Annotated in this window: 19 protein-coding genes and 1 other RNA gene; 9 read left to right on the top strand and 11 right to left on the bottom strand. The window is 55.5% G+C overall.

Annotation, left to right across the window (positions count from 1 at the left end; translation table 11 throughout):
• Nucleotide 1: 1 nt before the first annotated feature.
• From GOW92_RS01765 to fumC, 4 genes are read right to left on the bottom strand one after another with little or no spacing between them, the layout of a single operon-like run.
• Nucleotides 2-220, bottom strand: a complete 219-nt coding sequence (locus tag GOW92_RS01765; protein ID WP_170557434.1) for a ribbon-helix-helix domain-containing protein — start codon at nt 218-220, stop codon at nt 2-4.
• Nucleotides 217-393 (bottom strand): DUF4169 family protein, encoded by a 177-nt coding sequence (locus GOW92_RS01760; RefSeq protein WP_170557431.1) that lies wholly within the window; start codon nt 391-393, stop codon nt 217-219. Before GOW92_RS01760 ends, GOW92_RS01765 begins: the two co-directional genes overlap by 4 nt.
• Nucleotides 390-914: a gamma subclass chorismate mutase AroQ gene (aroQ, locus tag GOW92_RS01755; RefSeq protein WP_170557429.1), complete on the bottom strand. Its 525-nt coding sequence runs from the start codon at nt 912-914 to the stop codon at nt 390-392. Before aroQ ends, GOW92_RS01760 begins: the two co-directional genes overlap by 4 nt.
• Nucleotides 911-2,302 (bottom strand): class II fumarate hydratase, encoded by a 1,392-nt coding sequence (gene fumC / locus GOW92_RS01750; RefSeq protein ID WP_170557427.1) that lies wholly within the window; start codon nt 2,300-2,302, stop codon nt 911-913. Before fumC ends, aroQ begins: the two co-directional genes overlap by 4 nt.
• 207 nt (nt 2,303-2,509) lie before the next feature.
• Between fumC and GOW92_RS01745 the strand changes: the two genes are divergently transcribed.
• On the top strand, nt 2,510-3,073 hold the full coding sequence (locus tag GOW92_RS01745; RefSeq protein WP_368040240.1) for a hypothetical protein: 564 nt from the start codon (nt 2,510-2,512) through the stop codon (nt 3,071-3,073).
• 33 nt (nt 3,074-3,106) lie between these two features.
• Here the strand turns inward: GOW92_RS01745 and GOW92_RS01740 are convergent, their stop codons facing one another.
• From GOW92_RS01740 to GOW92_RS01710, 7 genes are all read right to left on the bottom strand, one after another.
• Nucleotides 3,107-3,568, bottom strand: a complete 462-nt coding sequence (locus GOW92_RS01740) for an SspB family protein (RefSeq protein WP_170557426.1) — start codon at nt 3,566-3,568, stop codon at nt 3,107-3,109.
• A 76-nt stretch (nt 3,569-3,644) separates the two neighbouring features.
• Nucleotides 3,645-4,898, bottom strand: coding sequence for a chromate efflux transporter (gene chrA, locus GOW92_RS01735; protein WP_170557424.1), 1,254 nt, complete (start codon nt 4,896-4,898; stop codon nt 3,645-3,647).
• Nucleotides 4,895-5,710, bottom strand: coding sequence for a chromate resistance protein ChrB domain-containing protein (locus GOW92_RS01730; RefSeq protein ID WP_170557422.1), 816 nt, complete (start codon nt 5,708-5,710; stop codon nt 4,895-4,897). Before GOW92_RS01730 ends, chrA begins: the two co-directional genes overlap by 4 nt.
• 126 nt (nt 5,711-5,836) lie before the next feature.
• On the bottom strand, nt 5,837-6,268 hold the full coding sequence (locus GOW92_RS01725; RefSeq protein ID WP_170557420.1) for an ester cyclase: 432 nt from the start codon (nt 6,266-6,268) through the stop codon (nt 5,837-5,839).
• A gap of 99 nt (nt 6,269-6,367) precedes the next feature.
• Nucleotides 6,368-6,714, bottom strand: a transfer-messenger RNA (tmRNA) gene (gene ssrA / locus GOW92_RS01720).
• 36 nt (nt 6,715-6,750) lie between these two features.
• The gene (locus GOW92_RS01715; RefSeq protein ID WP_170557418.1) at nt 6,751-7,113 is read right to left on the bottom strand and encodes a DUF4345 family protein; all 363 of its coding nucleotides are present in this window, start codon (nt 7,111-7,113) and stop codon (nt 6,751-6,753) included.
• 10 nt (nt 7,114-7,123) lie between these two features.
• Complete coding sequence (locus GOW92_RS01710) at nt 7,124-7,855, bottom strand: FadR/GntR family transcriptional regulator (protein WP_170557416.1); 732 nt, start codon at nt 7,853-7,855, stop codon at nt 7,124-7,126.
• Between the two features lie 86 nt (nt 7,856-7,941).
• Between GOW92_RS01710 and GOW92_RS01705 the strand changes: the two genes are divergently transcribed.
• From GOW92_RS01705 to GOW92_RS01670, 8 genes are all read left to right on the top strand, one after another.
• A complete protein-coding gene (locus GOW92_RS01705) occupies nt 7,942-8,733 on the top strand; it encodes a DUF2182 domain-containing protein (protein WP_368040239.1) in 792 nt (263 codons plus the stop codon).
• 4 nt (nt 8,734-8,737) lie between these two features.
• The gene (locus GOW92_RS01700) at nt 8,738-9,442 is read left to right on the top strand and encodes a DUF1326 domain-containing protein (RefSeq protein ID WP_170557414.1); all 705 of its coding nucleotides are present in this window, start codon (nt 8,738-8,740) and stop codon (nt 9,440-9,442) included.
• Complete coding sequence (locus GOW92_RS01695; RefSeq protein ID WP_170559296.1) at nt 9,442-9,948, top strand: DinB family protein; 507 nt, start codon at nt 9,442-9,444, stop codon at nt 9,946-9,948. Before GOW92_RS01700 ends, GOW92_RS01695 begins: the two co-directional genes overlap by 1 nt.
• Nucleotides 9,949-11,052, top strand: a complete 1,104-nt coding sequence (locus GOW92_RS01690; RefSeq protein WP_170557412.1) for a dimethylsulfoniopropionate demethylase — start codon at nt 9,949-9,951, stop codon at nt 11,050-11,052. It abuts the gene before it with no gap.
• A gap of 59 nt (nt 11,053-11,111) precedes the next feature.
• On the top strand, nt 11,112-12,107 hold the full coding sequence (gene acuI / locus GOW92_RS01685) for an acryloyl-CoA reductase (RefSeq protein WP_170557410.1): 996 nt from the start codon (nt 11,112-11,114) through the stop codon (nt 12,105-12,107).
• A 185-nt stretch (nt 12,108-12,292) separates the two neighbouring features.
• The gene (gene frr, locus GOW92_RS01680; protein WP_058271567.1) at nt 12,293-12,856 is read left to right on the top strand and encodes a ribosome recycling factor; all 564 of its coding nucleotides are present in this window, start codon (nt 12,293-12,295) and stop codon (nt 12,854-12,856) included.
• 8 nt (nt 12,857-12,864) lie between these two features.
• On the top strand, nt 12,865-13,596 hold the full coding sequence (gene uppS, locus GOW92_RS01675) for a polyprenyl diphosphate synthase (RefSeq protein WP_170557408.1): 732 nt from the start codon (nt 12,865-12,867) through the stop codon (nt 13,594-13,596).
• On the top strand, nt 13,593-14,375 hold the full coding sequence (locus tag GOW92_RS01670; RefSeq protein WP_170557406.1) for a phosphatidate cytidylyltransferase: 783 nt from the start codon (nt 13,593-13,595) through the stop codon (nt 14,373-14,375). The genes uppS and GOW92_RS01670 overlap by 4 nt, the downstream gene beginning before the upstream one ends.

The raw sequence follows: 14,375 nt of genomic DNA, 5'->3' as shown, positions 1-14,375 counted from the left end.
ATTATTTGGATTGATACCAGTTCAGAATGAAAACCCGAATGGCAGAGGCAAGCCCGACTTCGGGATCGCGCTCGAAATCAATTGCCGCCGCTAGAGCATTGATCGGCATATTTTTTTTCTTGGCAATTTCGCGAAATGCCTGCCAAAACTCATCCTCAAGCGAAACGGATGTCCGGTGGCCTTTCAGCGTCAGGGAACGTTTGACCGGGCGACCACTCATTTGTCCAGCTTACGACCTTCATGATCTTGGCTCAGCTTGTGTTGCTGTTTTTTCGCCAGATCCTTCTCGGCCTTGGTGCGGCCAAAAGCGACGGCATTTTGGTCAGCGCGCGCTTTGTTTTCGGCCCGTGCTTTTTCTTTTCTGTACTTGTTCAGATTTACTGGGTTTGTCACTGCGAATGCCTCACCTTTGTCAGACTATCGAACAATTTTGCTCGGCTGTCATCTGAAAGACATTCGACATTCACAGTGTCCAGAAAATCAGCTTGCGACGCAGATGAGACGGGTGGTTGATTGGACAATGTGTCAAGGATTTGCCCGCCCAGGTCCAACAAAGCGGGGCGCACCTCGCTCGTAAGATCCGCATAGCTTTCAGGAACCGAGGTTTGATCCTTGGACCACCGTTCGATCCAACAGGATTGGATCTCTTTCGCGGCTTCGATCTGAACTTGGAAAAACAGCTGTGCGCTGTCCGGATCAACGCCTGCCAGCGTCGCCTGTTCCAGAGTCTTGTCAATCACGACTTTCTCACGCTCTAGATCTTCGACCGGGCGGTCGTTCGCATGTTTGAACGCGGCGACGTCCTGCATCCATTCCAACCGGGCGTCAATCAGGGCGAACAGGTCGGCCTGTGCCGTAGTTGCTGTGCCTGCTATCAGCAGGCAAAGACATACCGGCTTGCGCCATGCGATCATTTGGGGCCGATCATGTGCTCTGGTCGGACAACCGCATCGAATGTTTCTTCATCGACAAAGCCCAGCGCGATTGCCTCTTCCTTGAGGGTCGTACCGTTCTTATGCGCAGTCTTGGCCACGGTGGTCGCATTGTCGTAACCGATGGTCGGAGCCAGTGCGGTGACCAGCATCAGCGATTCCTTCATCAGCTTGTCAATCCGCGGCTCATTTGCCTTGATGCCCAACAACATACGCTCGGTAAAGCTGTCGGTGGCATCTCCCAGCAACTGAATGGATTGCAGTAGGTTGTAAGACATCATCGGATTGTAGACGTTCAGCTGGAAGTGTCCCTGCGAACCCGCAAATTTCATTGCCGCGTCGTTGCCGATCACATGCGCGGCCACCTGCGTCAGCGCTTCGGCCTGCGTAGGGTTCACCTTGCCCGGCATGATCGACGAGCCAGGCTCGTTTTCAGGCAAGATCAGTTCGCCCAAACCGGACCGCGGGCCAGAGCCCAGGAACCGGATGTCGTTCGCGATTTTGTAGCAAGAGCCCGCAATGGTCGCCAGCGCGCCCGACAGGAAGACCATGGCGTCATGTGCGGCAAGGGCTTCGAACTTGTTCGGTGCCGTTACGAAGGGCAGGCCAGTGATGTCAGCCATGTTCTTGGCGACGGCTTCATCCCAGCCATCATGCGTGTTTAGGCCGGTGCCGACAGCGGTACCGCCTTGCGCCAGTTCATAGATGCCGGGCATTGCAGCCTCGACCCGAGCGATCCCTTGGCGGATCTGGTGCGCATAGCCGCCAAACTCTTGTTCCAGCGTCAAGGGGGTCGCATCCTGAGTGTGTGTGCGGCCGATTTTGATGATGCCCGCGAACTCTTTTGCTTTGGCTTCCAGTGCCGACGCAAATTTCTCGAGTCCGGGCATGAGCACGTCGCGTACACTCATCGCTGTGGCAATATGCATTGCGGTCGGGAAAGTGTCGTTTGACGACTGCCCCATGTTGCAGTGATCATTGGGGTGCACCGGTTCTTTGGAACCGATCACGCCACCCATGATCTCAATCGCGCGATTTGCGATGACCTCGTTCGCGTTCATGTTTGACTGAGTGCCAGAACCGGTTTGCCAAACGACCAGAGGGAAGTTGTCATCGAACTTGCCTTCAATCACCTCGCTGGCGGCCTGAACGACGGCATCGGCGATCTTGGCATCCAGCTTGCCGATAGCCTTATTCTCCATCGCGCAGGCCTTTTTGATAACGCCCAGCGCCCGTACGATAGCAACGGGTTGCCTTTCCCAGCCGATCGGAAAATTCATGATCGAGCGTTGTGTTTGTGCACCCCAATACTTGTCAGCGGGAACTTCCAACGGGCCAAAGCTGTCGGATTCGGTGCGGGTCTGGGACATCGGTCACTCCGTCTAGTATGCAGTCGTATGCCGTTTACCCGTGACAGCGTCCACGCGCAATCGGCCAGTTGCGCGCACCATAAGCGCAACCCTGCCAAAGGTATAGGCGTTTGGATGCGCCATTTTTCTTTGAGACACGCGCGTTAGAGCCATTGTGCGCGCCCGTGGCTGAGGTAGAATGGAAAGATCTAAAAGCTGGAGGGTCAGGTGCTGCTTATCAACGGGATTAATCCGCTGCGGCTTATCGTTTTTGCGATGGGTGCCGTGTTCTGGCTTGGTTTTGGAAATCTTCAAGCCCAAGCGGGTAACATCGAACCATTTATCGGAGATTACGTTGGTTCCGCCAATGTGGTGGACGATGATGGAACCGAAACTCCCCGTGATATGAGCGTTTCAATCCATGAAACGAAAGATGGTTTCAACGTCAGCTGGAAGACTACAACCTATAAGCCGGATGGCCGGGTCAAGGACCAGTCCTTCTCGATCGACTTCAAACAATCCGACAGGTCCGACGTTTATTCAGCCGCAATGAAGCGCAATGTGTTCGGGCACGAGGTGCCCCTGGACCCGATGCAGGGAGAACCGTTCGTCTGGGGCCGGATCGAGGGCGAAACGCTAACGGTCTTCTCATTGTTTATTGATGAAAACGGCGGGTATGAACTACAGCAGTTTGACCGCACGCTTGCTGACGGGGGGCTGAACCTGTCTTTTTCGCGATTCCGTAACGGTGTGAAATCCCGTTCGGTCGATACGTTCCTACAGAAACAGTAAACCCCGCGAGAGGCGGGGTTCGTATGTTTCAGTTTACTTTCGGAAGCTGTCCAGTGAAACGACATCTGCGTCTTGCTGGGCCGGAGGTTCCTCAACCTCTATCGCTTCCTCAACAATATGAGCCGCAACCTCGTCCTCGTCATCCGGGCTTTCAAAACGCAGCCCGAACTCAACCGACGGGTCCACGAAGGTTTTGATCGCATCGTATGGAATATAAAGAGGTTCGGGCGCGTCGCCGAAATTTAGCGTAATCGCAAAGCCGTTGTCGCCAACCTCAAGGTTTTCGAACCAGTGCTGCATTACGACAGTCATTTCTTCGGGATAGCGTTCGCGCAACCAGTCAGCTATTTCAACTCCGTCCTGCCGTGTGTCGAACGTGATAAAGAAATGATGCGCCCCAGGCAGACCGTTTTCAGAAACGTTGGTCAGAACCTTCTGAATAAGGCCGCGCATCGCGGTGTGCATCAGGGTTCCATAGTCAATGTCCTGCGACATGTGTCATCCTCAAAAGTGGTTATCCCAAGCATAGGGGATTCGTTCGGAAACGAAAGACCGGGTGTGGGTGGATTGTTCAAAGAAATTGAAATCCAACCCCGGCCACGGCCATCACGGCCAAGGTCATTCCCATGCCGAATTTTAGTTTGAATATCAACACCCCGGCCATGATCGTAAAAAGCAGCGCTGATATGTTCAGCGTCGCAAGTTCGGGCCATGGGATGGTTAAGGGTCCCCATGCCAATTCCGGGATTGCCCCGAAAAGAACGTTAAGAGCAAACCACACGGAAAGGTTGAGAATCACGCCTACAACCGCTGCTGTTATACCGTGCAAAGCTGCGGACAGCCGTGGACGGGCGGCCAACTGATCAAGATATGGTGCGGCCAGGAAGATCCACAGAAAACACGGGACAAAGGTGGCCCAAAGCGCAACCGCGCCAGCAGCAAGAGCCAAAGAGAACCCACCCGAGATTTGCCCCGTCAGCATGGCCACGAATTGTGTGACCAGTATCAAAGGACCCGGCGTCGTCTCGGCCAGCCCTAACGCGTCAATCATTTGGTCCGTGCTGATCCACTGATACTTGTCCACGACAGTCTGAGTCATATATGCCAGAACCGCGTAGGCTCCGCCGAACGTAACAACGGCCAGGCGAGCAAAGAACCACCCGAGATCGCTCAACAATTTTTGTCCAGTCACGTTCAGAAACACCAATGGGCCAAGCCATAGTGTCAGCCAGATTGCACAGGTGCGCAACGGGCGCGTTGCACTTGGGGCAGGGGGTATTGGGGCAGTGTTGGCGTCACCCTTGAAACTCAGATACCCCCAAAGCGCCGCAGCCAGAATGATCAAGGGAAACGGCAGGTTAAAGGCGAAGATCGCAACAAAACCCAATCCTGCGATTGCCCGGTGTTCCATATCGGTAAGGGCCTTGCGCGACAGGTTTTTGAGGGCCTGAAGGACTATGATGATAACCGTTGCCTTCACCCCAAGGAAAGCGGCCTGAACCAGAGGCAAGTTACCAAAAGCTGCGTACAGTCCGACCAAAATGGCAATGATCAGTGCGCCAGGCAATACGAACAGTCCGCCGGCGATCAACCCTCCGGTCACGCCGCGCAGACGCCAACCTGCATAGGTGGCAAGTTGCATGGCTTCGGGTCCGGGCAACAGCATGCAAAGAGACAGCGCCCTCAAGTACGTTTGCTCGTCCAGCCACGGCCGGTTTTCCACCAACTCTTGATGCATTAATGAAATCTGCGCCGCAGGGCCCCCAAACGACAACAATCCGATACGTCCAAAGATACGGACCAGTTCCGAGTGCGTGGGGGTCATGATTTACGATCCGTCGGCCAGTCGTGTTGTTCCTCAAACCCGTCGCGCGCCCAACGGTACAGCGCATCATAGAGATGCAATCCAGCCGCGAGGTTTTCATGGTCGTCGCGGTATTGCCGGGATAAACCGACAGAGACCGCAAGCAATCCGGCAGCTTCTGGCGCAAGATCATGACTGTTGGTGTCCGCGGCCCGAACGACAGTCGCGAGTCGATCCAACGCGGGTGTGCGGAGCCCAAATTCATCCAGCATGGTATCAAAGGTGCACCGATCCTGGCGGTGGCTCCAATAGGTGTTTTCTATGTCAAAAGGGGTCGCACCAAAAATCTCGCCGGCTGCTTCAACCTCTTTCGGTGCAACGAACAGGAACCGGGCGTTGGGATCAACAAACCGCCGGATCAGCCAAGGGCAGGCGATGCGATCAATTTTTGGGCGGTGACGCGTTACCCAAAGGGATCCTTCAGGCTGCAGCATCGACAATGCCGCCGCGGGCACACGTGGCGCGTCCGACATGTCTCGCCACGCGAACATACCGCCTTCAAGGAATTCGGCTTGAACACCTTCGCCCCGCAACCACGAGACGACGGCCTGGCTAAGTTTCTTGCCTTTTTGGCAAATCACAACGGCTGGACGGTCGCCGATCAGGGTGACCAACCCTTTTGGATCCGTTGCAGAATGGCGAATGGACCCCGGGATCAGATAGGGGTCTGCCTCAAAATCCGCGTCCATACAGATGTCGATCAGCACGGGCGCCTGAGGCGTGCCTATCAGTCTTAACAATTGCTTTGATGTGATTGAGTTTGGCGCGGGCACAGCATGTCTCCTGGTTTTGTCGGATACATGCGAAACTTGGGCTGACGCCTCACGGGGTGTTCGCAATCTTACCCCATGGCCCTAGCTACCGCGTAAGCGCCGAGGGGGTCAAGATTGCGTTGACGATCAGGCCCAGTCCAGCCTTTGTCCCGTCATACACACCGGCAAGGTATCCTGCGGGAACTGACCAAGTTGTTCGAAGAGTGAAATGAAGTCGAATTGATTATATGCCTCAACCATACGACCATTTTTGATCCGTCCCATGACACTGCCTGTCGCCTGAATCGGGGCACCGTTGTCGGCGCGTGTCGTGCGCAGGTGAATAATGGCGGATACCCAATCGCCGTTTTCGATGATTTTGGGCATTTCGACCTGGATGTCGCCTAGGATATGGCGAAACGCCATGACCAGATCACGGAAATCATCTGCGCCGACCTGCATTTCCGGAATAAGCCCTTCGGCCATCGCCTCGGGGGCGAAATATTGGTCAATCGCGTCGGTGTTGCCGTTTTCCCAAACCTCGGAATACCATTCTCTGAGTAGATCTGCGTGCGCCATCCCAGCACTCCTTATTCTGCTGGCGTCAGCATGAGGCCAAAACGTGAAAAAACTCTGAACATGAACATGCTCAGCAAAAACCTCAGACTTTAGTTGGGAAGTGCAGGTTTCTGTTGCCAGGTACCTGCGAACCCCGCCTTACGCGGCTAGGCGCAAGGGCTTAAGTTTCGGTCTTGTTACTGCTTACGCAGCAACTGCAACCGGAGCACGATTGTCGTTTGCAATTGTACTATTTTCGCCGGTAACGGTGGCAGACAGCCGAGACAAAGCTAACCCCTTTAGACGTTCGTCGATCCTATTTCGGCCCCATGATCTTCAAACGAAAGATATTGGTGGAGCCGCCGGGTACCGCCCCCGGGTCCGATCCGCTTATTACGAGCGCGTTTATGTCCATAGTCCCGAAGGACACTCTCTATATAGGTGAGCGTGCAAGAGGATGCAAACCGTGATTTTGATCAGGTGTGCACTGCAATAACAGTGGCTTAGGCAGACCTGTTGATGTTCGCTAATATCAGCCAAAGCGCCAGGATCAGCTCGATTCCGCCAAATGTGACTGCTTTGACCAGTGGTGGGTTGTCCAGAAAGACCGAAACGAACCGACCCAGTGCCGCGCCTGCGTAGACAATACCCAGCATGGCATAAGCCATGGGGTTGTTGAGATATAAAACAGCCACGCCAGTGACGACGAATAGCCCGCCGACAGATGCGCGCATTTCACTCAGCCCCATATTGCTGTCAGTTGGGGTCAGATCCAATGCACCCAAGGTAAAGCTGGGCGCCAGAAACCCGAAAAGGCCAAACCCAATAGTCAGGAGCGCGGCAATCACGTTCAAACCGGTAGTCATCCCATTCTCCTTACGCAGGCTTGCTTCGCTGCTGTGCTACGTCCTGCGCCAACTGCCTTGTGTAATTCTCAAGTTCAACTAGCGTCGCGTCCACTTTGGTCGAGTCTCGGTCTTCCAGAGCGTCAGCGATCTCGTTGTGCAGAGAAATGATTGCCTCGCGGGATCGTGCCGTGAAGGTGATCATATTCATCAAAGGCTGCATGGCTTCAACCGCTCCGGCCAATTGATAGGACAGCACGGGATTGCCGGCACCATCAACAAGGGCGCGGTGAAGCGCTACGTCAGAGGCGCAGAAAGCCTCATCCGTAAGGCCCGGTTGTGACTGCCGGTGTATCTCGGCCCGCATTGTAGCCAACTGATCGGCTGTCCGTCGCTGAGCGGACAACGGGGCGCAGGCGCGCTCTAGAGCAAAGCGGGCTTCGCAGGCCGTGTCGAAGCTGACGGCATTCATCGACAAAAGCAGGGTAGAAGTCGTGATCTGCTGCGAATACGCGCCCTCAAAACTCAACCGGTTTACAAATGCCCCGCCACTTGCTCCGCGCTGTGTGCGAATAAGTGATTGTGCCGCCAATCGTTTTAGAGCTTCGCGTACGGTCGGTCGTGACACTTGAAACTGTTCGGACAATTCCGCTTCGGACGGCAAGCGTTCATCCACGATCAATTCGCCCGAGATGATAGCATCGCGAATGGCCTGAGCGATCTGGGCAGACAGATCAGCAGGCTTCTTGGGGTCAATTTTCATATTCTGGGGACCGTTGGTGAATTTTTATTTGTCTGACATTTAAAAGTCTGACATTTGAAAAGCAAGGACTGAGTCGGGAGGAGCGCGTGAGTCGTACAGTTCTACGCAACGCATTTTGGCTAGGGTTTTATGCCCTAATCCTGTCCGCGTGGTGGGCCATGTTCACCATGAGCCGAGACATGGATCTGGATTGGATCGGTCGCCCCGGCCCAATGGGACAAGCAATGGCCGCGATGGACCCGCGGATGGACATGTATATGCCTATGGCCGAGTTTGGTCCGCTGTTTTGGATGTGGGCTATCATGATGGCGGCTATGATGCTGCCGACGCTCGTGCCGACGTTGCGCAGTTATGATGATCTGATCCGCAGTGCCAATGGCTCGCGCGCAGGCTGGTTAGGTGTACTGACAGGATATCTTGCCGTCTGGGTCGGCTTTGCTGCTTTGATCACCGGTGTTCAACTGTCACTGTTGTTTGGTGGGGTCATCGACATGTTGGGCGTTGGTAAATCCGGGTATTTCGCGGGCGGCCTGATGATCGCCGTCGGCGCATTTCAGTTCACCCGCGTGAAAGAGGTTTGCCACGGTGTCTGCCACGCGCCCATGACCTATTTCCTCGGGCACTGGAAAACAGGGTTCACTGGCGGTTTGCGCATGGGGTTGGGACTGGGAGCGTTTTGTGTGGGCTGCTGTTGGGGCTTCATGGCGCTTGGTTTTGTTGGCGGTGTCATGAGCCTTTTGTGGATGGGTCTCGCGACCTTGTTCATGGTTTTGGAAAAACTACCCCAGATCGGCCACGCAGTGACCCGACCTATGGGATTTGTATTGATTGCGGGCGGTCTTGTTCTGCTCGTCTATCCAATAAGCTACGGAGGATAAGCCTATGGCTAAGAACAGAAAACCTGAGGCGGACAGGCTGCCGATCAGCCAGCGCATTGATAGCCGTATGCCAAATCCCAAGCGGCGTGAGATGAGCCCGACGGAATGGGCAATCAAAGGCGAATTAATCCTGAACTGCTCGTGCGATGTGTTCTGTCCCTGTGTGGTTTCATTGGGTGCGCATCCTCCAACCGAAGGGCATTGTCACGCGTGGATGGGTGTCATCATTGATGAAGGCCACTATGAGGGCGAAGATCTGTCCGGTCTGAACGTCGGGTTGCTGGTCGATATTCCGGGCCGCATGGGCGAGGGCCAGTGGAAAGTGGCCGCCTATGTTGACGAACGGGCAAGCGGCAAGGCCTACAACGGCCTCTTGCAAATCTTCAGCGGTCAGGCAGGCGGGACCACCGGCTTGTTCACCATGCTGGTCAGTGAGATCATCGGCGCCGAGCGTGCTCCGGTCCAGATTGAGCGCGACGGCAACAAACGCCGCATCGCGATCGGCCGTAAAATTCAGGGTGAGATCGAGATGCTGGGCGGCAAAGACCCGGAACATCCGGTCATGGTGTCGAACTCGAAGTATTGGATGGGGCCAGACATCATTGTTGCGCGCGGTACGAAGTCCAAAGTACGCGACTACGGCCGTGTCTGGGACTTTGGTGGAAAATCTGCTGAAATCTGCCCAATCGACTGGCATGGGCCAAAGTGATGATCACCGCCGCCTATGTGCAAGAGATGGCCCGATATAATCACTGGCAAAACAGCCAGTTGAAAGGGTTTCTTGCCGCGCTTTCGGGCGAGGATCTGACCTGTGAACGCGGAGCGTTTTTTGGTTCGATCCTGGGCACGGCAAATCATTTGCTTTGGGGGGACTGGATATGGATGTCGCGGTTTGACAAAGGGCAAGGTCCCGGCGGCGGCATCCCGGAAAGCCCGTCATTGTGCGCCGACTTGGCAGAATGGTTGCCGTTGCGCGATCAGGTCGACCAGCGGATCACCCAATGGGCTGCGTCCTTGAATGACGAGGACCTGCGCGGCCCCTTCACGTGGTTCTCGGCCGCAAAAGAAGCCGATGTTACGAAACCCTACGCACAGTGCGTAATTCATTTCTTCAACCACCAAACACATCACCGGGGCCAGCTGCATCAAATGCTGACCGAAACAGGTTCTGCTGCACCGGTGAGCGATCTGGTTTTTCTGCCTAAGGAGGCTTAAGTGGCTCAGATCTCACTCTCGCGTCGCCTGCGCCGAACACCTTTTTCTGATGGTGTCGAAGCTGCCGGGGTTAAAGGGTATACGGTATATAATCGTATGTTATTGCCCACTGTTTTTGAGTCCGTTGAGGCGGACTACCGGCACCTGAAGAGTCATGTGCAGGTTTGGGACGTGTCCTGCGAACGGCAGGTCGAATTGCGTGGGCCGGATGCCGCGCGGCTGATGCAGATGCTTACACCACGGGATTTGCGGGGGATGTTGCCCGGACAGTGTTTTTATGTCCCCATCGTCGATGAAACCGGTGGTATGCTGAATGATCCGGTGGCTGTGAAATTGTCAGAGGACCGATGGTGGATTTCTATTGCCGACAGTGACTTGCTGCTGTGGGTTAAGGGCATAGCCAATGGGTATCGTCTGGATGTGCTGGTTGATGAACCCGACGTCTCTCCGCTGGCAATTCAGGGGCCGAAGGCAGATGATCTGTTGGCCCGAGTGTTTGGTGACCGTGTACGCGACGTTCGTTTCTTTAAGTTCGACAAGTTCGAATTCGAGGGACGTGAACTCGCAATTGCGCGTTCCGGGTACTCCAAGCAGGGCGGTTTCGAAATCTATGTTGAGGGCTCGGATATCGGAATGCCCCTGTGGAACGCACTTTTTGCGGCGGGAGAAGACCTGCACGTTCGCGCCGGCTGTCCAAATCTGATTGAGCGGATAGAAGGCGGATTGCTGTCCTACGGCAACGACATGACCGACGACAACACCCCTCACGAATGTGGTTTGGGCAAGTTCTGTAACACTCATACGGCAATAGGTTGCATTGGCCGGGACGCTCTGTTGCGTGTGGCCAAGGAAGGACCGGTACAGCAAATCCGTCCCATCTCGATTGACGGGGATGCAGTGCCGCCATGCGACCGCCCTTGGTCGGTCGTTGCAGGGGGCAAGCGGATTGGTCAGATCACGTCGACCGCGTGGTCCCCTGATTTCAATACCAATGTGTCGATAGGAATGGTCAAGCTAAGCCATTGGGAACCCGGCACGCGGATTGAAGTTGAAACCCCGGACGGGATGCGCGGTGCGACGGTGCGGGACAAATTCTGGATTTAAACGTCATATCTCAGATCAGTATGGGCTGATGACTGATTGAAAAGAAAGGAAAGTTCAAAATGTTCAATGCGATGGTAATGGATAAGGACGAGGAAAGCGGCCTGGCAAGCGCCTCGGTCAAACAACTCTCCGACGGAGATCTGCCGCATGGTGAAGTGACCATCGCCGTTGAGTATTCGACCGTGAACTATAAGGACGGCCTTTGCATGTCGCCAAAGGGCGGCGGGTTGGTGCGCAGCTACCCACATGTCCCTGGCGTAGACTATAGCGGTACGGTCGAGGCATCCTCGGACGACCGCTACAAGCCAGGCGACAAGGTCGTTCTGACCGGCTGGCGCGTGGGTGAGGCGCACTGGGGCGGATATTCGCAGAAGGCCAACGCGCTGGCCGACTGGCTGGTTCCGTTGCCCGAAGGTCTGGATACACGGCAGGCAATGGCCGTAGGAACTGCTGGATTCACCGCGATGCTGGCCGTTATGGCACTTGAGGATCAGGGGATGCAGCCGGGGCATGGACCGGTGCTTGTCACCGGTGCCGCTGGCGGTGTCGGTTCGGTTGCGACCGCCATTCTGGCCAATTTAGGATATGAAGTGGCCGCTGTAACGGGTCGCCCTGAGGCTGGTGAGTATCTGAAATCACTTGGCGCCACCACGATAGTGCCGCGCGAAGACCTCAACGAAACCGTGAAACGCCCTCTGGAAAGCGAAACCTGGGCAGGCTGCATTGATGCGGTTGGAGGCGAGATGCTGGCCCGCGTTCTGGGTCAGATGAAATACGGAGCCTCGGTCGCAGCCGTTGGTCTTGCCGGGGGGGCAGGGTTGCCCGCAAGCGTCATTCCTTTCCTGCTGCGCGGTGTCAACCTGTTGGGCATCGATAGTGTGATGCAGCCCTATGACAATCGGGTCCGCGCGTGGCAACGTGTTGCGACTGACCTGCCGATGGACAAGCTTGAGGCGATGGTTCATCCGGCAACCTTGGGTGATCTGCCACAATTGGGCGCGGATATTCTTAAAGGACAAGTCAAAGGCCGTGTTGTTGTCGACGTAAACGGCTGATTCCTATGCATTTGGACGAACCGACTGACATCCGTGTTGGTCGGTTCATTTGCCTTTGAAAGAACCTGAAAATACCCGAAACACCTCTGGTCATTGGCGCAATTCCAGATCATCATTGCTATACATCCCAATTGCGATGGACTATGAGCCATGCAAACAGCACCTGAAGACGGGGAGTGAGCAGCATGTCTGACGATTTTGAACTGGACACCGACGATCTGAAGCGCCGGATGGATGGCGCCATGGGCAACCTGAGAACTGAATTCGCCTCGTTGCGAACGGGCCGTGCGTCGGCGTCGATGCTGGAACCGGTCATGGTTGACGCCTACGGGTCGATGACCCCGATCAATCAGGTCGGAACCGTGAACGTCCCCGAACCGCGTATGGTGACGGTGAATGTCTGGGACAAGGGTTTGGTTGGTAAGGTTGAAAAGGCCATCCGCGAAAGTGGCCTGGGCATCAACCCTCAGTTGAACGGCACCATCATTATGCTGCCGATCCCGGAATTGAACGAAGAGCGCCGTCGCGAACTGGGAAAGGTTGCCGGTCAATATGCCGAGCACGCCCGAGTATCGATCCGCAACGTACGCCGCGATGGCATGGATCAGATCAAGAAAGCCAAAGCCGACGGCATGTCGGAAGACGATCAGAAGTTCTGGGAAAGCGAAGTCCAGGACCTGACCGACCAGATGATCAAGAACGTAGATGCCGCGCTTGAAACCAAGCAGGCAGAGATCATGCAGGTCTGATCCACGAAATGCCTGACACCTCGCAACCCTCACCCGCTACCGGACCACGCCACGTAGCCATCATCATGGATGGGAACGGACGCTGGGCTCAGGCGCGCAATCGGCCTAGGTTGTTTGGCCATCAGGCCGGCGCCCGGCGGGTAAGGGAGGTGGTTGAGGCCTGTCCGGGTTTGGGTATCAAGTATCTGACAGTATTTGCTTTTTCGACTGAAAACTGGAAACGGACCCAGGTCGAAGTGGCTGGACTGATGAGCTTGTTTAAGCGGTATATCATCAAAGAAGCACGCAATCTGACCAAAGCCGGAGTGCGTGTACGCTTTATCGGCGACAGGGTTCGTTTGGATTCCAAGCTGACCGACCTGATGGATACGCTCGAGGCCGCAACTCAACACAACGATTTGGTACACCTGACTATTGCGATTAACTACGGTGGGCGGGATGAGGTTGCACGGGCAACCAAGCGCCTGGCGCGCGACGTAGCCGAAGGCCGCCTGCGACCCGATGACGTGGATGAAGAAACGCTTCCCAAGTACTTGGATACGCACGTTCTTCCCGATCCGGATTTGGTGATCCGGACCAGTGGCGAGGCCCGCATTTCAAACTTTCTTCTGTGGCAATCGGCCTATTCGGAATACGAATTCATCGACACGCTCTGGCCCGACTTCACCTCGGCCGAACTGGAACGGCTGTGCCGGAACTTTGGCACCCGTGACCGGCGGTTTGGAGCGGTTCCGGCATGAGCGAAGGCCGATGGTCTGACTTAACCGCCCGCGTCACTTCTGCTGCGGTGCTTGTGTGCATCGGTTCTGTCGAAGTGTGGCTGGGCGGATTGTGGTTTGAAGCCTTTATCGCAATTGCCTGCGGTCTGATGACCTGGGAACTGGTCCGGATGATCGACCCGAACCGCAATGGCGTGGCAATCCAGTTGGGCATCCTCACCGGTGTAGCGGTTGTTCTCAGCTATCATCTTCCGCCGCTTTATACGCTGCCGTTCCTACTGGCTCCGGCTTTGGTTGGGGCAGGGCAGGTCAGCCGTTCTAAAGGGATTTACGCTCTCTTTGCCTTTTGGATTGCTGCGTCGGGTCTGGGTTTTATCTCAATCCGCGAGGGTATGGGTTTCGGTTGGATGGTTTGGCTGATCTCAGTGGTCGTGGCGACGGACGTTGCAGGCTATTTTGTGGGCAAGACCTTTGGTGGACCTAAGTTCTGGCCAAAGGTCAGTCCAAAGAAAACATGGTCGGGTACTGCGGGCGGATGGGCTGCTGCGGCCTTAGTCGGAGCAATTTTTGCCATGAACGCCGGTTTCGGTTTCATGTTCGTGGTGATCTCAGTCCTTGCGTCGATGGCCAGTCAGGCCGGAGACATTGTCGAAAGCGCGACAAAGCGTAAATTTGGGGTGAAGGACAGTTCCAACCTGATTCCCGGTCATGGCGGATTTCTGGACCGCTTTGACGGCATGATGGGCGCAGCTCTGTTCGTTTTGTTAGCCGGGCTTATCTATTCTCCCGGAGCTATGTAG

The organism is Ruegeria atlantica, assembly GCF_013032505.1.
In the GTDB taxonomy this organism is placed as follows: Bacteria; Pseudomonadota; Alphaproteobacteria; order Rhodobacterales; family Rhodobacteraceae; genus Ruegeria; species Ruegeria atlantica_F.
Note: the sequence above shows the minus strand (reverse complement) of the source record. Positions and strands in the feature narration are given on the sequence as shown.